Raw genomic sequence first — 18,299 nt, 5'->3', positions numbered from 1 at the left:
TTTCCCCGACCCGGTTTTCGTACATGCGTTCCTCGCTCCTGACCCTGTCCCTGGCCGCGGTCCTGGCCGCCGGCTGCTCGCAGCAGTCCACTCCCGCGCCGCAGGCGCCCGCAGACAAGTCCGCCGCCGCCGCCGTGAAACCCGCCGCCCGCAGCCACGATGAAAGCTCCTATGCCGAGCCGGAAAAGGTCGTCATCAAGGACCTGGCGCTCGACCTGAAGGTCGACTTCGACGCCAGGCAGATCGGCGGCAACGCGGTCTACACGCTGGACTGGAAGGACAAGGCCGCCAAGCAGCTGGTGCTCGACACCCGCGAGCTGACCATCGAGAAGGTGCAGGCCGTCGGGGCCGATGGCGCGCTGACCGCGCTGCCGTTCGAACTGGCCGCCAACGACAAGACCTTCGGCAGCAAGCTGACCATCCAGACCCCGGACCAGCCGGCGAAGATCCGCATCGACTACCACACCGCGCCGACCGCCTCGGGCCTGCAGTGGCTGGAGCCGTCGATGACCGAGGGCAAGCAGCTGCCCTTCATGTTCAGCCAGTCGCAGGCGATCCACGCGCGCTCGTGGGTGCCGCTGCAGGACACCCCGAGCGTGCGTTTCACCTACAGCGCGCACGTGGCCTCGCGCCCGGACGTGATGGTGCTGATGAGCGCCGACAACGACCCGAAGGCGGCGCGTGACGGCGACTACAGCTTCAAGATGCCCGAGCCGATCCCGTCCTACCTGCTGGCGATCGCCGCCGGCGACCTGGTGTTCAAGCCGATCTCCGAGCGCTCGGGCGTGTGGGCCGAGCCTGCGATGGTCGACAAGGCCGCCAAGGAGTTCGAGGACACCGAGAAGATGATCGGCGCCGCCGAGCACCTGTACGGCCCGTACCGCTGGGGCCGCTACGACATGCTGGTGCTGCCGCCGTCGTTCCCGTTCGGTGGCATGGAGAACCCGCGCCTGACCTTCGCCACGCCGACCGTGATCGTGGGCGACAAGTCGCTGGTGTCGCTGGTGGCCCACGAGCTGGCGCACAGCTGGTCGGGCAACCTGGTGACCAATGCCTCGTGGAAGGACATCTGGCTCAACGAGGGCTTCACCACCTACGTGCAGGGCCGCATCACCGAGGCGCTGTATGGCGCGGAGCTGGCCGAGGAAGAGCGCGAGATCGACCAGACCGACCTGCTGGCCGAGATCAAGGACATGAGCCCGGCCGACCAGGCGCTGGCGCTGCCGCCGCTGACCGAGCGTGATCCGGATGATGCGCTGAGCCAGGTGGCTTACGTGAAGGGCTCGTGGTTCCTGCAGTTCCTGGAGCAGCGCTTCGGCCGCGAGACGTTCGATCCGTTCCTGCGTGGCTGGTTCGACGACCATGCGTTCCAGAGCGCGACGACCGACCAGTTCGTCGAATACCTGAAGAAGAACCTGCTGCCGAAGAACCCGAACGCGGTGACGCCGGCGGAGCTGGATGCGTGGTTGAACCAGCCGGGCATCCCGGCGTTCGCGCAGAAGGCGCGTTCGCGCAGCTTCAGCATCGTCGATACGGCGCGCATCGCGTGGCTGGGCAGCGGCAAGCTGCCGACCAACCAGGTGACCTCGGACTGGAACACCCAGGCGTGGACGCATTTCCTGGCCGGCATGGGCGCGACGCTGAAGCCGGAGCAGCTCAAGCAGCTGGACGCGGCGTACCACTTCACCGGCACGGCGAATGGCGAGATCGCGATGCGCTGGTACCCGCTGGCGATCCGCAGCGGTTACCAGGAAGCGTGGCCGGCGGCCGGTGAGTTCATCGAGCGCGTGGGCCGTCGCAAGCTGATCCTGCCGATCTACGCCGAACTGGTGAAGACGCCGGAAGGGCTGGCGTTCGCCAAGGAGGCGTTCGCCAAGGCCAAGCCGGGTTACCACCCGATCACCACGGTGTCGGTGGCCGACATGCTCACCAAGGCCGAGGCGGGGCAGGCGAAGCAGTAAGTTCGCGCCTGCTTTTTGAGGTATCGAGAACGGCGGGCCCCGGGCGGGCTCGCCGTTTTCGTTTCCGCTATCTTTGTGCCTTCTCTTTCCGCGGAGCCTTCCCGATGAAATACCTGCCCTGGATCGCCGTGTGCGCGCTCGCCCTGGCCGGCTGCACCGATCGCGAGGCCGAACGCCAGGCGCAGGCCGCGGCGATGGCGCAGGCCAACGAGCAGAAGGCGGCCGAGCTGGAAAAACGCTACGAGCAGGCCGTGCAGTCCAGCAACTGGGACATGGCGCGCGCGTTCGGCGCCGACCTGCTGCAGACGTATCCGCAAAGCGAGGCGGCCAAGCGGGTCGAGCCCGGGTATGCGCAGGTGAAGGCCAAGGGCGACGAGGCGCGCAACCAACGGCGCCTGCAGGCGTTGTGGCAATACAACCAGATCGCGGTGAAGGGCGGTACGCAGCGCTCGGCGATGATCGATGCCAAGGAGCGCGTGGACGTGGATGGCAGCGGCGCGAAGAACGTGCAGCTGGTGTTTCGCGACCACCCGCAGTGGAAGCGCCATGCCTACCTCGTGCTGCGGGCCGGCGACTTCAAGTGCTACAGCGGCTGCAAGGTGCAGGTGAGCATGGACGGCGGCAAGCCGAAGGCGATGGCCGCGCACCGCCCCGATACCGATGAGGCCATCGCGATGTTCATCGACGACCAGAACGCGCTGTTCAAGCTGGCCAAGCAGTCCAAGGCGACGCTGGCCATCGAGTTCCCGGTGAAGGCCGGCGGCACGCGCACGGCGGTATTCGAGACCGGCGGCCTGGACGCCACGCAGCTGCCAGGCTGGGAGTAGCCGGGTGCGGTCCCTTTCCGCCCGCCGCCACTGGGTGTTCGACCTCGATGGCACGTTGACGCGGGCGGTGCACGACTTCGCGTTGATCCGCCGCGAACTGGCGATACCCGCCGAACAGGACATCCTCGGCCACATGGCCGCGCTTCCGGCTGCGCAAGCGGCGGCGAAACGCGCCTGGCTGATGGCGCACGAACGCGAACTGGCCGCCGCGTCGGTGCCGGCGCCGGGCGCGGTGGCGTTGCTACGCGCGCTGCACGCTGCCGGTTGCCAGCTCGGCATCCTCACCCGCAACGATCACGCGCTGGCGCAGCTCACGCTGGCCGAGATCGGCGTGCAGGACCTGTTCCCGCCGCAGGCCATCGTCGGCCGCGACGAGGCGGTGCCCAAGCCCCATCCGGCCGGGCTGTTGCTGCACGCCGCGCGCTGGGGCGTGGCGCCGGGCGAACTGGTGATGGTCGGTGACCACGGCTACGACCTGGAAGCCGGGCGCGCGGCCGGGGCGATGACGGTGTTCGTCGGCGCTACCAACGCGTGGCCGGCGCTGTCCGACCATGCGTATGCCGATTGCGAGGCGCTGCGGCAGGCCTGCTGGCCGGAAGCGACGGCCGCCGGCTAGGCCTCATGTCGAGGAAGCGGCATCCCGAAGCTGCGCGAACTGGCGTTCCACTTCTTCACTGGAGCGTACGTCGCCGTTTTCGGCGGCGCGACGTCCAATGGACACCTGTTCGCGGAACCAGGCCTCGTGCTCACGCTTGTCGCGGCTTTCCCTGACCACGGTGCGCATGTACTCGCGCAGCAACTGGGCGGCGTTGCGGTCCTGCGAGCGGGCCGCCTCGGCGAAAGCGGTCTTCAATGCTTCATCGACCCGGAAGGTCAGCGTGCTGTCCGTCATGACGGCCTCCATGTGTTACACCGTAATGGCAAGGTAACATGGGTGACCCATGAAAAACCGATGCGCAAGGCATCGGTTCTCGTCGGGGAATCTCTCGATGTGGGGTAGGGCGAGCCGGTCGCCCCGCCCGTGGCTCAGAGCGAGTAGCCGAACTGCTGCTTGAACTGGTCGTTGAACTCGGAGAAGTCGAAGCGCTGGTTCTGGGTGCCCGGGTGCTCGACCTTCAGCGCGCCCATCAGGTTGCCCATGCGGCCGATGGTCAGCCAGTCGTAGCCGCCCTGGATGCCGTAGATCAGGCCGGCGCGGAAGGCGTCGCCACAGCCGGTCGGGTCGACCACGCGGCGCTCGTGCGCCGGCGGGATGTCGTAGCTCTGTTCCGGGGTGTGGATCACCGCGCCCTTCGGGCCGCGGGTGGTGATGTAGGCCTTCACCTTGGCGACGATCTGCTTCTCGTCCCAGCCGGTGCGCTCCTGCAGCAGGTTGGACTCGTAGTCGTTGACCACGACGTAGTCCGCCTGCTCGATGAAGGTGCGCAGCTCCGGGCCGTTGAACAGCGGCATCGCCTGGCCCGGGTCGAAGATGAACGGCACGCCCATCTGCTGGAACTCGACGGCGTTCTGGATCATGCCCTCGCGCCCGTCCGGGCCGACCAGGCCCAGGGTCACGCCCGGCACGTCCTTCACGTGGTTCTCGTAGCTGCGCATCATCGCGCCCGGGTGGAAGGCGGTGATCTGGTTGTTGTCGTGGTCGGTGGTGATGAACGCCTGCGGGGTGAACAGCTCCTCGATCACCTTGACCCGCGACAGGTCGATGCCCAGCCCTTCGAAATATTCCCGGTACGGGCCGAAGTCCTGGCCGACCGTGCCCATCGGGATCGGCTTGCCGCCGAGCAGGTGCAGGTTGTACGCGATGTTGCCGGCGCAACCGCCGAACTCGCGGCGCATGCGCGGCACCAGGAACGAGACGTTCAGGATGTGCACCTTGTCCGGCAGGATGTGGTTCTTGAACTGGTCCGGGAACACCATGATGGTGTCGTAGGCAAGGGAACCACAGATCAGGGCGGACATCGGGATAGAGGCCTTTGCATGGGGAAAAACCCGCCGGCCGCCGGACGGGCCTGGGGGGCGGCAGGCGCGCCGCGGCGCAAAGGTTAACGGCTGCGGCCGTTCAGGGCCAGAACCCTGCGCGGCAGCACGTTTTCGCAAGGCGAAAAAAGCGCCGCCAAACCGGCTTTCCTCCTTGCCCGCATCCGGGGGGATTGCTAGGCTAGCCGACTTCGTTTTCTGCCCATTTTTTCGCCAGCGCGGCGCCCGGGCACGACCCTCTCAGGAACGACTCCCCCGATGTTCAAGAAACTCCGCGGCATGTTCTCCAACGACCTGTCCATCGACCTGGGCACGGCCAACACGCTGATCTACGTCCGCGGTCAGGGCATCGTGCTCAACGAGCCGTCGGTCGTGGCCGTCCGCCAGGACCGCGCCATCGGCGGCACCCGTTCGGTCGCCGCGGTCGGCGCCGAGGCCAAGCAGATGCTCGGCCGTACCCCGGGCCACATCACCACCATCCGCCCGATGAAGGACGGCGTCATCGCCGACTTCACCTACACCGAGGCGATGCTGAAGCACTTCATCAAGAAGGTGCACAAGTCGCGCGTGCTGCGCCCGAGCCCGCGCGTGCTGGTGTGCGTGCCGGCCGGTTCGACCCAGGTCGAGCGCCGCGCGATCAAGGAATCGGCCGAGGAGGCCGGCGCGCGCGACGTCTACCTGATCGAAGAGCCGATGGCCGCGGCGATCGGTGCCGGCATGCCGGTGACCGAGGCGCGCGGCTCGATGGTCATCGACATCGGTGGCGGCACCACCGAGGTGGCGGTGATCTCGCTCAACGGCATCGTCTACTCGCAGTCCGTGCGCGTGGGCGGCGACCGCTTCGACGAGTCGATCACCAACTACGTGCGCCGCAACCACGGCATGCTGATCGGCGAGGCCACCGCCGAGCGCATCAAGCTGGAAATCGGCTGCGCCTACCCGCAGGCCGAGGTGCAGGAGATGGAAATCTCCGGCCGCAACCTCGCCGAGGGCGTGCCGAAGATGATCAAGATCAACTCCAACGAGGTGCTCGAGGCGCTGCACGAGCCGCTGTCGGGCATCGTCTCGGCGGTGAAGCTGGCGCTGGAGCAGACCCCGCCGGAACTGTGCGCCGACGTCGCCGAGCGCGGCATCGTGCTGACCGGCGGTGGCGCCCTGCTGCGCGACCTGGACCGCCTGATCTCCGAGGAAACCGGCCTGCACGTGCAGGTCGCCGACGACCCGCTGACCTGCGTGGCCCGCGGTGGCGGTCGCGCGCTGGAGCTGGTGGACATGCACGGCAACGAGTTCTTCGCGCCGGAATGAGGCGCGCGGGGATCGGCGGTGCGTTTGCCCGCCCGATGATCCACCGACCCCGGGGGCGGGGTACCGCCTCGTCCCCGGTCCCTTTGCACACTGACTTCCCGAATCCCGGCTGACCCCTCGTGCCGCCCTACGCCGGACCTCCCATTGCCTCCCGTCCCGGTGATGCCGCCAGTACCGTGCGGCTGCTCGCGTATCTCGCGCTGGCGGCGGTACTGATCGTGCTCGACAGCCGCGGCGGCTGGCTTTCCCAGCTGCGCGAGCGCACCAACGTGCTGGTGCAGCCGGTGTGGTCGCTGGCCGGCCTGCCCGGACGCATCGGCCTGCAGGTCAAGGACAACGCCGCCACCCACGCCCAGCTGGTGGCCGAGACCCGCCAGCTGCGCAACGACCTGCTGATCGCCAACGCGCGCCTGACCCGCCTGCAGACCGCCGCGCTGGACAACGCGCAGCTGCGCGAGCTGCTCAACGCAGCCGAGCGCAACGGCCTGGACGTGCAGCTGGCGCCGATCCTGGACATCGACCTGGACCCGACCCGCCAGCGCGTCGTGCTCGACGCCGGCAGCGACGACGACGTGCATGTCGGCCAGGCGGTGATCGACGCCGGCGGCCTGATGGGCCAGGTGATCTCGACCACGCCGGCGCATTCGACCGTGCTGCTGCTGACCGACCCCGACCATGCCGTGCCGGTGAACGTGGCGCGCAACGGCGTGCGGCTGATCGCCTATGGCCGCGGCGACCGCCTGGAGCTGCGCGACGTGCCGCTGAGCGCGGGGCTGGTGGTGGGCGACGAGATCGTCACTTCCGGCCTGGGCGGTCGTTTCCCCGCCGGCTTCCCGGTGGGCACGGTGGCCGAACTGCATCCGGACGACAGCCACGCCTTCCTGGTCGGCCAGCTCAAGCCCGCCGCCCAGCTCGACCGCGGCCGCGACGTGCTGCTGCTCAAGAGCCGCCCGTGGCGCGTGCCGCCGCCGCCGGCCGGCGAAGCACCGGCCACCGGCGACAGCGGCCCGGATTCGCGCGAGCCGGCGCGTCCGGCGTCCGCCGCGCCCGCCAACCCCGCGCCGGCCTCGACGGAGACGCGCCGATGATCCGCCGCAACCAATGGGTGCTGCCGGTCAGCGTCATCGTCGCGCTGCTGCTGGGCCTGCTGCCGTTGCCGCCGGTGATCCAGCCGCTGCGCCCGTACTGGCTGGCGCTGGTGCTGGCCTACTGGGTGATCGAGGAGCCGGACCGCGTCGGCCTGGGCTTCGTGTTCATCGCCGGCGTCATCGCCGACCTGCTCTACGGCAGCCTGCTCGGCGAGCAGCCGCTGCGGCTGGTCATCATGACCTTCATCCTGCAGCGCTTCCGCGCGCGGCTGCGCTTCTTCCCGGTGTCCCAGCAGGCGCTGGCGATCGGCGGCCTGCTGCTCAACGACCGCATCGTCACCGCCGCGCTGCACCTGGCGCTGGGCGAGGCCACGCTGCCGTGGAGCTACTGGTGGGCGCCGCTGCTGGGCATGCTGCTGTGGCCGCTGCTGTTCGTGCTGCTGGACGCGGTGCGCCTGGGCAAGCGGCGCTGAGCGATGTACCAGCGCCGCCAGGCCAAGAACCCGCACGCCGAGGCCGAGCAGTTCCGGCGTCGCGCCGTGCTCGGCTTCCTGGTCGTCGTGCTGTGCCTGGGCGGGCTGGGCGCGTGGTACTTCAAGCTGCAGGTGGTGGACCACGAGATCTACGCCACCCGCTCGGAAGCCAACCGCATCAAACCGCGCCCGGTAGTGCCGGGGCGCGGGATGATCTACGACCGCAATGGCCGCCTGCTGGCCGAGAACGTGCCCGCGTTCCGGCTGGACGTCACGCCGGACAAGGTCGCCGACATGGACGCGATGCTGGCCGAGCTGGGCAAGGTCATCGCCCTCTCGCCGGAAGACCTCGAACGCTTCAACCGCGAGCGCAAGTCGCGCCGCAGTTTCCTGCCGGTGACGCTGCGCCTGCGCATGAGCGAGGAGGAGATGGCGCGCTTCGCGGTGGAGCGCTGGCGCTTCCCGGGCGTGGAGCTGGAGCCGTACCTGACCCGTCGCTATCCCTATGGCGACCTGTTCGCGCACATCATCGGCTACGTCGGCCGGGTCGATGAGAAGGACCTGGAAGTGCTCGGCGAAGGCAACGCCGCGCTGACCCACATCGGCAAATCGGGGCTGGAGCGCTATTACGAGCAGGAACTGCGCGGCAAGGTCGGCTACGAGCAGGTCGAGACCAACGTGCAGGGCCGCGCGATCCGCACCGTCGGCCGCGTGCCGGCGCAGTCCGGCGCGGACCTGCGCCTGTCCATCGACGCCGACCTGCAGCGCGCCATGGTCGCCGCCTTCGGCCAGTACGAAGGCTCGGCGATCGCGATGGACCCGCGCACCGGCGAGATCCTCGGCATGGTCAGCCTGCCGAGCTACGACCCGAACCTGTTCGTCAACGGCATCTCGCATGCCGACTTCAAGGCGCTCAACGACAACCCCTCGCGCCCGCAGTTCAACCGTCTGGTACTCGGCGGCGTGGCGCCGGGTTCGACCATCAAGCCGTTGATCGCGCTGGCCGGCCTGGACAGCGGCGTGCGCCGGCCGGAAGACAAGGTGCTCTCCACGGGCATGTTCTACCTGCCGGGCACCAGCCGCGGCTGGGGCGATTCGCACCGCGGCGGCCATGGCTGGACCGACCTGCGCAAGTCGATCGCCCAGTCGGTCAACACCTACTACTACCGGCTGGCGCTGGACCTGGGCATCGAGCGCTTCGACCACTACATGGCCGGCTACGGCCTGGGCGCGCCGACCGGCATCGACCTCTCCGGCGAGATCGGCGGCATCCTGCCCTCGCCGGCGTACAAGATGAAGTCGCGCAAGGAGCGCTGGTATCCGGGCGATACGGTGAACATCTCCATCGGCCAGGGCGACTGGAAAGTCACGCCGTTGCAACTGGTGCGCGGCATCTCCGGCCTGGCCAGCGGCCAGCTGCGCCAGCCGCACCTGGTGGTGGCCGAGCGCAGCGGTTTCGACGGCGACTGGCAGCCGACCGTGCAGCCGGCGCCCAAGCCGATCAGCCCTTCGCCGCAGAACGTGGAAGTGGTGCGGCAGGGCATGATGGACACCATGCGCCCGGGCGGCACCGGCTACACGCTGTTCGCCAGCGCGCCGTACCAGATCGGCGGCAAGACCGGCACCGCGCAGGTAGCCAGCCGCAAGGGCGTGGCGGCGGTCGATCCGCGCTCGCTGCCGATGCACCTGCGCCATCGTTCGCTGTTCGTCGGTTTCGCCCCGGCCGACAACCCGACCTTCGTGGTCGCCATCGCGGTGGAGGGCGGCGGCTACGGCGCCAGCACCGCCGGCCCGATCGCGCGCAAGATCTTCGATGCCTGGATGCTCGGCAAGATGCCCGAGGGCATGCTGCCGCTGGACGTGGAGCGCGGCAGCACGGCGATCGGCATGACCCATTTCGATGCCGAATCGCCCGAGCCGCGCCGCCTGGGCGACGAAGCCGCGCTGGCCCTGCAGGGCGTGCCGGCGATCAGCCTGGCCGGCAGCGCGCTGGCGATCGACCCGGCGCACCTGCCGCCGCCGCCCAGCAATGCGCCGGCCCTGCCGGACGAAGTGCCGGAGGACGACCAGTGAGTGATTTCCTGCGCTGGCTGTTCGACCTGGGCGTGCGCTTCACCCGCACGCTGGACTGGATCCTGTGCCTGGCGCTGGCCGGCCTGATGGTGATCGGCCTGGCGGTGCTCAAGAGCGCCGGCGGCGCCGCCAACGGCGACCACCTGGTGATGGCGCAGGGCATCCGCTTCGTCATCGGCATGGGCGCGATGTGGGGCATCTCGCGCATCTCGGTGCTGCGCCTGCGCGCGTGGACGCCGGTGATCTACGCGCTGTCGATGCTGCCGCTGCTGGCGGTGTTCGTGCTCGGCACCGGCAAGTACGGCCGCCAGTGGCTGGACCTGAAGCTGTTCTACCTGCAGCCGGCCGAGTTGTTGAAGATCAGCCTGCCGATGATGGTGGCCTGGTACCTGCATCGCATGCCGTTGCCGCCGCGCATTCCCACCGTGCTGGTGAGCATGGTGATCGTCGGCGTGCCGACCGCGCTGATCATGCTGCAGCCGGACTTCGGCACCGGCGTGCTGATCGCCGCCAGCGGCATATTCGTGCTGCTGCTGGCCGGGCTGCCGTGGTGGTGGGTCGGCGTGGGCGTGGGCGGCGTGGCCGCGGCCGCGCCGGTGGCGTGGTTCTGGCTGCTGCGGCCCTACCAGAAGGATCGCATCATGATGTTCCTCAACCCGGAGAGCGATGCGCTTGGCGCGGGCTGGAACATCATCCAGTCCAAGATCGCCATCGGCTCGGGCGGGCTGGGCGGCAAGGGCTGGGGCCTGGGCTCGCAGTCGCACCTGAACTTCATCCCCGAACAGACCACCGACTTCGCCTTCTCGGTGTTGAGCGAGGAATTCGGCTGGCTTGGCGTGGCCACCGTGCTGACGCTGTACCTGGTGGTGATCGGCCGTTGCCTGTGGATCGCCTCGCAATCGCGCGACACCTATTCGCGCCTGCTGGCCGGCGCCACGGGCCTGGCGTTCTTCGTCTACGTGATCGTCAACGGCGGCATGATCTCCGGCCTGCTGCCGGTGGTGGGCGTGCCGATGCCGTTGATGAGCTACGGCGGCACGTCGGCGGTGTCGCTGCTGGCCGGCCTGGGCGTGGTGATGGCGGTCAAGGCGCACCGGCCGGTACACGGCGGCGCCTGACGTTTTCCCGCGTCGAAAGGGCCTTCGCGCGTCCTTCATATGAATACGCGCCATGCCCGCCGCACTTGACGGGTGGCAAAGTTCTTTTGTTTCATGGTCTTATTGGGAGTAATTCATCCCGAAACTGCCGATGTGCCGATGATCCGTAGCGCGCTGGTCTGTCTGACGCTTGTTTGCCTGGGGGCGTGCGCCACCCAGGCCCAACCGCCGCGCGCGGCCACCACGCCCGCGCCGGACAAGTCCGCCGTCCCCAGTGAAGCCAAGCCGGAAACCGTCGCACTGCCGCCGGTGGATCTCACGCCGGTGCCGTTCGAAACCGCGCGCGCCAACTTCGTGCGCGACACCGCCGCGAAGTACGGCATCGACCCGCAGCAGATCGACGCGGTGCTCGCGCAGGCGCAGTTCCGCGACCCGATCATCGCCGCGATGTCGCGCCCGGCCGAGCGGGTCAAGCCGTGGAACGAATACCGGCCGATGTTCATCACCCAGGCGCGCATCGATGGCGGTCGCGCGTTCCTGGAACAGCACCGCGCCGAACTGTCGCGCGTGGAGGCCGCCACCGGCGTGCCGGCGCAGGTGATCGTGGCGATCATCGGCGTGGAAACCAGCTATGGCGCCAACACCGGCAAGTACCGCGTGCTCGATGCGTTGTACACGCTGGCGTTCCGCTATCCGCGCAGCGGCGACCCGGCCAAGCTCGAACGCGAAGTGCGTCGCGAGCTGTTCTTCCGCGACGAACTCGGCCAGCTGTTCGCGCTGGGCAAGGAAGAAAACCTGGACATCACCACGCTGATCGGCAGCTATGCCGGCGCGATGGGCATGGGCCAGTTCATGCCGTCCAGCTATCGCCAGTTCGCGGTGGATGGCAATGGCGACGGCCATCGCGACCTCTTCAATACCTACGAAGACGTGTTCGCCTCGATCGCCAACTACTTCGTCGGCAAGGGCGGCTGGGTGCGCGGTGGCCAGGTGGCCGTGCCGGCGACGCTCGCGCCCGGCCACGCCGAATTCAACCCGGACGACTGGACGCCGACCTATCCGCTGGCCGACCTGGCGCGCCGTGGCTATCACGCCTCGGCGCCGGTGAAAGCCGGCACGCTCGCTACGCCGATCACACTCAACACCGACGCCGGCCCGCAGTACTGGCTGGGCTTCCAGAACTACTACGCGATCACCCGCTACAACATCTCGAAAATGTACGCGATGGCCGTGTTCCAGCTGTCCGAGGCCATCGCCGGAAAGGAGTTGCCCCCGGCATGAACATGCATCGCACCTGGTGGTTGCCCGTGCTGTTGGTGATGGGCCTGGCGGCCTGCAGCAGCGCGCCGAAGAAGTCGCCTTTCGCCGCCTCCGCCGGCAAGGGCGTCAAGGTCGAAGGCAAGGGGCCGGCGCGCGTCGCCACCGGTTGCCCCGCGACCTCGCCTTACGCGGCGGCCAAGGAAGACCCCTCCACGCGGGGCGACTACACCGCCGGCGGCCTCTACAAGCCGGGCGTCAAGGACACCACGCCGGACTACGTGCCCAACGTGGCCTGCATCCCCGAGCCACTGGTGACCAACGAAGCGCATTCGGCGGTCGGCAATCGCTCGCCTTATGAAGTGCTCGGCAAAAGCTACAAGGTGCGCGACGACGCCGAGGGCTATGTCGAAACCGGCACCGCCTCGTACTACGGCAACAAGTTCCATGGCCGGCTGACCTCCAACAAGGAGGTGTACGACATGTACGCCTTCACCGCCGCGCACAAGACGCTGCCGCTGCCGAGCTTCGCGCTGGTCACCAACCTGGACACCGGCGATTCGGTGGTGGTGCGCGTCAACGACCGCGGCCCGTTCCACGATGGCCGCGTGATCGACCTCAGCTACGCGGCCGCGGTGAAGCTGGGCATCACCCAGCGTGGCACCGGCCGGGTGGAAGTGCGTGGCCTGACCGAAGCCGACAACGCCGGCCTGCTGGCGCGTCGCAATGGCGGCAAGGTGGCTTCCGCGCCGGTCACGGCGGTGGCGGCGGCCAAGCCGGTCGAGCCGAGCCGCATCGACGAACTGGTCAAGCGCCTGCCGCAGGGCACTGGCACGCCCGCGGCGCCGGCGCCTACCACCGCCTCGCCCGCCGCCGCGGTCGCGACCGTCGCGCGGGCCACCACGGCCGGCAGTGAATCCGAACGCTGGCGTTACCGGGTGGCCGACGCGCCGCAGCCCGGCAATGCCGACAACTTCGATGCCTGGATGAAGGCCAAGGGCGTGCGCGTGGCCACCGGCAAGCCGTCGGCCGCGCCGTCGCACGCCGAAACCCCGGCCGTCGCCGCCTCCACCCCCGGCGTGGCTGCCGCCACCGTGGTGCCTGCCGCGGTCGGCAGCGCGGTCGTGCGCAAGGTCGCCGATGCCGTGCCCGAATCGCGCCCGGCCACGCCCGCGCAGGCCGCGTTGGGCAACATCCTGCTGCAGGTCGCCAGCTTCGCCAGCCGCGAGAACGCCGACCGCGCGCTGAGCCAGCTCTCCACCGCCGGCATTCCCGGCGCGAGCATCAGCGACATCGTCAGTGGCGGCCGCACGCTGTGGCGGTTGCGCGTGAATGCGCCCGACCACGCCAGCGCTTCGGAACTTGCCGCCCGCATCGCCGGTCTGGGATTCGGCCGCCCGCAGGTCGTGGCCAACTGAGCCGACGCGGGTCGCGCCCGCGCCGCATTGGCGGTGACGGGCGTTGATCGGCCTACAATGCGTTTTTCCGGCCCGCGCAGGGCCCCACCGGCCTCCGGGCCACCATCGCCCCCCTCCCGGGGCTGCAGGAGTCGTTGTTCGATGAAATTCCGCTTCGCCGTCGCAGTCGCGGCCACGCTGGCCGTCGGCCTGGTTTCCGCGCAGACCCCCACGCCGCAGCCGGCACCGGCCGCTGCCGCCGCCACGGCCGCGGTCCCGACGCCGCCCGCCCCGGCCCCGGCGGTCTCCAAGGCCTGGGTGCTGATGGACTACGACACCGGCCAGGTCCTGGCGGGCGACAACGTCCATACCCAGCTGGCGCCGGCGAGCATCACCAAGGTGATGACGTCCTACGTGGTGGCCGCCGAACTGAAGAACGGCAAGATCACCCGCGACGACCAGGTCATGATGAGCGAGCGCGCCTGGCGCGAGGGCGGCGCCGGCACCGACGGCAGCTACAGCGGCTTCCCGGTCAACCAGACTGCGCGCCTGGAAGACATGGAAAAAGGCATGGCGATCCAGTCCGGCAACGATGCCGCGATCGCCCTGGCCGAGCACGTGGCCGGCAGCGAAGAGGCCTTCGCCTCGCTGATGAACAGCTACGCCGCCAAGATCGGCATGAAGGACTCGCACTTCGTCAACGCGCACGGCCTGAGCGCCGAGGGCCACCACACCACCGCCTATGACCTGGCGCTGCTGGGCCGGGCGATGGTGCGCGACTATCCCGAGACCTACGCGTACAACAAGGTCAAGGAATTCACGGTCAACAACATCACCCAGCCGAACCGCAACCTGCTGTTGTGGCGCGATGCGAGCGTGGATGGCATCAAGACCGGCCACACCTCCGAGGCGGGCTACTGCCTGATGAGCTCGGCCAAGCGCGGCGACCAGCGCCTGATCGCCGTGGTGATGGGCGACAGCTCCGAGAAGCAGCGCGCCGACGACAGCCTGGCGCTGCTCAACTGGGGCTTCCGCTTCTTCGAGACGCACCGCCTGTACGAGCCGGGCAAGGTCGTCGCCCAGCAGAAGGTGTGGAAGGGCGCGCAGGACCAGGTGCAGCTGGGCGTCGCGCAGCCGCTGCTGGTGATGGCGCCGCGTGGCCGCTACAACGACCTGAAGCCGAGCATCGAGGTGGCCAAGAACCTGGTCGCGCCGATCAAGCAGGGCCAGGCGGTCGGCAAGGTGAAGGTGCAGCTCGACGGCAAGGTCGTGGCCGAAGCGCCGCTGGTGGCGATCAACGCGGTGGAAGAGGGCAACTTCTTCAAGCGCCTGTGGGACGCCTTCTGGCTGTGGTGGGAATCGGAATAAGCGTTGACGAAAAAGCCGGCGAAAGCCGGCTTTTTCATTGCAGCATCCCGCGTGCGCTCAGAGCATGCGGCTGATGGTGAAGCTGCCGTACACCGGCAGTTCCTTCTGCGTATCGAACTCGCGCGTGCGGTGGTAACGCGCCAGCGCGAACTTCCAGCGCCCGCGCATGATCGCCAGGCCGTAGCCGATGTCGGCCACCACCGGGCGCTTGTCCACGCTGTGGCTGTCGCGGAAGGTGTTGCCGTCCAGGGTGATGTCGCGCAGCACCCAGCGTGCATCGGTGGTCACGAACAGGTGGCCCGACCAGCCGGTGGGGCGGCCGTGCAGGCTCGGCGCGGTGTTCTCGCCGGCCGGGCGGATCGGCGTGCTGCCGAAGTCGTCCGGCAGCTTCCAGCCGAAGCGCACTTCCGCGCCCATGTTGGCGTAGGTCGCGCGGTTGCCGAGCGTGCCACCCCAATGGGTGATCGCGTCCCAGCCCCAGCCGCCGGCGTTGATCGACGCATCCGCCGGCCAGCGGCGCATGCGCTCGTGCACGATGCCGATCAGCGGTTCGTTGTGCAGCTGGTTGTCCCAGCCCTGGAATTTCTCGTCGCCGAGCACCTCGTGCACCGCATTCTGCACCTGCTTGCCCAGCGCCCACGGGCCGACCACGCCCAGCTGCAGCTGGGTGGTACGCAGGTGGTCGTCGTTGCGGGCGTTGTAGCCGAAGCTGGCCATCAGAATGCCGGCGTACGGGCGGTCGTCGGGGATCACGTCCTTCCGCGTGAAATCGGTGGGCGTGAAGATGCCCTGGCCGAACGAGAAGACCATGTTCTGCTGCTGGAATTCGCCCGGATGCAGGCGTTCGAGATGGCTGTTCACCCAGCGCGCCAGGCGCGGCAGGCAGGGGTCGTCGGTGTAGTCGACCAGGTTCGGCGACACCAGGGTGATCACCGCGCCGTTGGTGTAGCCCTGGTCCTGGTCGGCGCCGCCGAACAGGTCGTTGTCGACACGGAAATTCACCGCCGGGGGAGTCTGGTCCATCGTGCTTTGTTCGCACTGGTCGGCGGCACGGGCGGTGGCGGAAAGGCCGGCGGTGGACAGCGCCGCGGCCAGCAGGAGGGACAGCGGACGAAGTGGGGGCATGCAGTGGGCCGTGGGGGTGTGATGGCCGGACGCTAGCCAGCGCGGCCGTTGAGGAATGTGAATGGGGAGACAGCGTCGCGTGAAATTAGACGCTTTCACCTGCAACCGTGCCAGTACCGCCGGCGCACCGGTGCGTTGCGCATTTTTTCGCCAGATCCGGTCATCCGGCTGACGTGCGCCGGGCGTATCATGAACACGGGAATGCCCAGCATTCCCGGGGAACGGGATGTCCCCTTGGGGACTCCCACTGTTTGGACCGCATCCGCGGAACGGATGCATGCAGAGGGAAGTGACGCATGAAGAACTTGTCTGTCCCGGCCGCCATGGCCGCGGGAATGCTCGGCCTGTGCCTGGCCGTGACCAGCCAGCCCGCCTCGGCGGGTTTCAAGGACGCCTTCAAGGGCAGCGCGCAGGACCAGCGCAAACAGGGTGAAGCCGACATTCCGGTGTGCGCCAAGCCGTTGGGGACGGTCTCGGTGCTGGAGCCGGAGGATGCGACCAACTGGTGGAGCGGGCAGCAGCTGCCGGCGCCGTCCAAGCTGATCAAGGTGTTCGTCAACCGCTCGCACTGCTTCACCCTGGTGGACCGCGGTGCCGGCCTGAACGCCGCCAAGGCCGAACGCGACCTCGCCGCCAGTGGCGAACTGCGCAACCGTTCCAATGTCGGCAAGGGCCAGATGAAGGCCGCCGACTACGTGCTGGTGCCCGACCTGGTCTCGCAGAACAGCAACGCCGGCGGCAACGCCATCAGCGGCCTGCTCGGCGGCCTGGTGGGTGGCAATGCCGGCCAGGTGATCGGCGGCATCAACATGAAGAAGAAGACCGCCGACGTGGTCCTCACCCTGACCGACACCCGCTCCACCGAGCAGGTCGCCATGTCCGAGGGCAATGCCACCAAGACCGACCTGGGCTGGGGCGGCAGCGGCCGGCTGTTCAGCGGCTACGACTACGGCGCGGCCGGCGCCAGCGGCTATGCCAACACCGAGATTGGCCAGGTCATCACGCTGGCCTACCTGCAGGCCTACACCGACATGGTCAGCCAGCTCGGCGGCCTGTCCGGCAACGCCGCGGCCAGCAACGCCCAGCAGGCGGTGACCGTGGCCAAGCCGGCGCGCCTGCTCGCCAATGCCAAGGGCACCGGCGCCGCCGTGCGCACCCTGGACGTGGGCATGATGCTGTACCCCACCGGCAACAAGGAGGGGGCGATGTGGGAGGTCGAGGACGAGATGGGCAACAAGGGCTGGGTCTCCTCGACCCTGCTGGAGCTGTCCAAGTAAGCCACGCGCCCCGCCCGCCACCGGGCGGGGCTTCCATGCGCGACGCTGCATCCCGGTCCCGGGGTTGGGTTTGCCCGCCCGGGGCCCAATAATGGCGCCCATGGAGATCAAGTCCGACAACCCCGATCACGGCTTCCAGTTCCCCGGCACCTTCGAGCTCAGCGCGATGGGCACCGCCGACAAGGGCCTGGAGACCGAGCTGCCGCGCCTGCTCACCGACAGCGGCGTGGAAGTGCTCGAAGAGCGCATCAGCTGGCGTCATTCGAGCAACGGCAAGTACGTGTCCGTGCGCATCGGTTTCCGTGCCGAGAGCCGCGAGCAGTACGACGCCGCCCATGCCGCCCTGCGCGACCACCCGGAAGTGAAGTGGACGCTGTAAGCGCCTGCGAGGTGGCCCCGGCCACGCCGGCGGCGCTGCAACCGGCGGTGGTGCGCTTCCTTGGCCGCCAGCCGTACGAGCCGGTCTGGCGCGCGATGCAGCGCTTCACCGACGCCCGCACCGATTCCACCGTCGATGAGCTGTGGGTGGTCGAGCACGACCCGGTGTTCACCCTTGGCCAGGCCGGCAAGGACGAGCACGTCCTGGCGCCGGGCGACATCCCCGTGGTCCACGTCGACCGCGGCGGCCAGGTGACCTACCACGGCCCCGGCCAGATCGTCGTCTACCCGCTGCTGGACCTGCGCCGCGTCGGCATCGGCGTGCGCGAATACGTGTGCCGCATCGAGCAGGCGATCATCGACACCCTGCTGGAATGGAACATCATCGCCGTGCGCCGCGAAGGCGCGCCGGGCGTGTACGTGGGCGATGCGAAGATCGCCGCGCTCGGCATCCGCGTGCGCCGCGGCTGCACTTTCCACGGCCTGGCGTTCAACGTGGACATGAACCTGGAACCGTTCCAGCGCATCAATCCCTGTGGCTACCAAGGCCTGCAGGTGACCTCGGTGCTAGACTTGGGCGGTCCTTCCGGCATGGAAGCGGTGCAGCGCGTGCTGCTCGACGAGCTGGCCCGCCAGTTCGGCCTGGCACTGCGCACCGAGCCCACCTTGCCCGACCTTTCTTCAGCGGCCTGACCG

16 protein-coding genes and 1 pseudogene are annotated in these 18,299 nt (G+C 68.8%); 14 read left to right on the top strand and 3 right to left on the bottom strand.

What is annotated here, in order from left to right; all coding sequences use genetic code 11:
• The first annotated feature begins 23 nt into the window (after window positions 1-23).
• From ARC20_RS12030 to ARC20_RS12020, 3 genes are all read left to right on the top strand, one after another.
• On the top strand, window positions 24-1,961 hold the full coding sequence (locus tag ARC20_RS12030; protein ID WP_057647418.1) for a M1 family metallopeptidase: 1,938 nt from the start codon (window positions 24-26) through the stop codon (window positions 1,959-1,961).
• A gap of 104 nt (window positions 1,962-2,065) precedes the next feature.
• Window positions 2,066-2,788, top strand: coding sequence for a hypothetical protein (locus ARC20_RS12025; RefSeq protein ID WP_057647416.1), 723 nt, complete (start codon window positions 2,066-2,068; stop codon window positions 2,786-2,788).
• A gap of 4 nt (window positions 2,789-2,792) precedes the next feature.
• Complete coding sequence (locus ARC20_RS12020) at window positions 2,793-3,404, top strand: HAD family hydrolase (protein ID WP_057647414.1); 612 nt, start codon at window positions 2,793-2,795, stop codon at window positions 3,402-3,404.
• Between the two features lie 3 nt (window positions 3,405-3,407).
• Here the strand turns inward: ARC20_RS12020 and ARC20_RS12015 are convergent, their stop codons facing one another.
• Both ARC20_RS12015 and ARC20_RS12010 read right to left on the bottom strand, forming a co-directional pair.
• Complete coding sequence (locus ARC20_RS12015) at window positions 3,408-3,680, bottom strand: hypothetical protein (RefSeq protein ID WP_057647412.1); 273 nt, start codon at window positions 3,678-3,680, stop codon at window positions 3,408-3,410.
• A 134-nt stretch (window positions 3,681-3,814) separates the two neighbouring features.
• Complete coding sequence (locus ARC20_RS12010) at window positions 3,815-4,747, bottom strand: carbohydrate kinase family protein (protein WP_057647410.1); 933 nt, start codon at window positions 4,745-4,747, stop codon at window positions 3,815-3,817.
• A gap of 276 nt (window positions 4,748-5,023) precedes the next feature.
• On the opposite strand from ARC20_RS12010, the gene ARC20_RS12005 reads away from it, so the two are divergent.
• The 8 genes and pseudogenes from ARC20_RS12005 (at window position 5,024) to ARC20_RS11970 (ending at window position 14,823) form a co-directional block, all read left to right on the top strand.
• Window positions 5,024-6,070, top strand: coding sequence for a rod shape-determining protein (locus ARC20_RS12005; protein WP_057647408.1), 1,047 nt, complete (start codon window positions 5,024-5,026; stop codon window positions 6,068-6,070).
• Window positions 6,071-6,189: 119 nt separating this feature from the next.
• Window positions 6,190-7,084 (top strand): annotated as a pseudogene (gene mreC / locus ARC20_RS12000) (rod shape-determining protein MreC); the annotation flags it as partial.
• 70 nt (window positions 7,085-7,154) lie between these two features.
• Window positions 7,155-7,631 (top strand): rod shape-determining protein MreD, encoded by a 477-nt coding sequence (mreD, locus tag ARC20_RS11995; RefSeq protein ID WP_057647407.1) that lies wholly within the window; start codon window positions 7,155-7,157, stop codon window positions 7,629-7,631.
• Window positions 7,632-7,634: 3 nt separating this feature from the next.
• Window positions 7,635-9,704 carry a penicillin-binding protein 2 gene (gene mrdA / locus ARC20_RS11990; RefSeq protein WP_057647404.1) on the top strand — a complete coding sequence of 690 codons (2,070 nt, stop codon included), beginning with the start codon at window positions 7,635-7,637 and terminating at the stop codon, window positions 9,702-9,704.
• Window positions 9,701-10,822 carry a rod shape-determining protein RodA gene (gene rodA / locus ARC20_RS11985; RefSeq protein ID WP_057647401.1) on the top strand — a complete coding sequence of 374 codons (1,122 nt, stop codon included), beginning with the start codon at window positions 9,701-9,703 and terminating at the stop codon, window positions 10,820-10,822. Before mrdA ends, rodA begins: the two co-directional genes overlap by 4 nt.
• A gap of 138 nt (window positions 10,823-10,960) precedes the next feature.
• Entirely contained in the window at window positions 10,961-12,082 is a 1,122-nt protein-coding gene (gene mltB / locus ARC20_RS11980; RefSeq protein ID WP_057647400.1) for a lytic murein transglycosylase B, read from the top strand.
• Window positions 12,079-13,476: a septal ring lytic transglycosylase RlpA family protein gene (locus ARC20_RS11975; RefSeq protein WP_057647398.1), complete on the top strand. Its 1,398-nt coding sequence runs from the start codon at window positions 12,079-12,081 to the stop codon at window positions 13,474-13,476. Before mltB ends, ARC20_RS11975 begins: the two co-directional genes overlap by 4 nt.
• A gap of 141 nt (window positions 13,477-13,617) precedes the next feature.
• A complete protein-coding gene (locus ARC20_RS11970) occupies window positions 13,618-14,823 on the top strand; it encodes a D-alanyl-D-alanine carboxypeptidase family protein (protein WP_057647396.1) in 1,206 nt (401 codons plus the stop codon).
• A gap of 57 nt (window positions 14,824-14,880) precedes the next feature.
• Here the strand turns inward: ARC20_RS11970 and ARC20_RS11965 are convergent, their stop codons facing one another.
• The gene (locus tag ARC20_RS11965) at window positions 14,881-15,948 is read right to left on the bottom strand and encodes a lipid A deacylase LpxR family protein (protein ID WP_057647392.1); all 1,068 of its coding nucleotides are present in this window, start codon (window positions 15,946-15,948) and stop codon (window positions 14,881-14,883) included.
• A gap of 296 nt (window positions 15,949-16,244) precedes the next feature.
• Between ARC20_RS11965 and ARC20_RS11960 the strand changes: the two genes are divergently transcribed.
• From ARC20_RS11960 to lipB, 3 genes are all read left to right on the top strand, one after another.
• Window positions 16,245-17,225 carry a CsgG/HfaB family protein gene (locus ARC20_RS11960; protein ID WP_057647388.1) on the top strand — a complete coding sequence of 327 codons (981 nt, stop codon included), beginning with the start codon at window positions 16,245-16,247 and terminating at the stop codon, window positions 17,223-17,225.
• A 100-nt stretch (window positions 17,226-17,325) separates the two neighbouring features.
• Window positions 17,326-17,604: a YbeD family protein gene (locus ARC20_RS11955; protein WP_057647387.1), complete on the top strand. Its 279-nt coding sequence runs from the start codon at window positions 17,326-17,328 to the stop codon at window positions 17,602-17,604.
• Window positions 17,592-18,296 (top strand): lipoyl(octanoyl) transferase LipB, encoded by a 705-nt coding sequence (gene lipB, locus ARC20_RS11950; RefSeq protein ID WP_057647385.1) that lies wholly within the window; start codon window positions 17,592-17,594, stop codon window positions 18,294-18,296. The genes ARC20_RS11955 and lipB overlap by 13 nt, the downstream gene beginning before the upstream one ends.
• The last annotated feature ends 3 nt before the right edge of the window (window positions 18,297-18,299 follow it).

The organism is Stenotrophomonas panacihumi, assembly GCF_001431645.1.
GTDB lineage: Bacteria > Pseudomonadota > Gammaproteobacteria > Xanthomonadales > Xanthomonadaceae > Stenotrophomonas_A > Stenotrophomonas_A panacihumi.
This window is presented reverse-complemented; position numbering and strand designations above follow the sequence as displayed.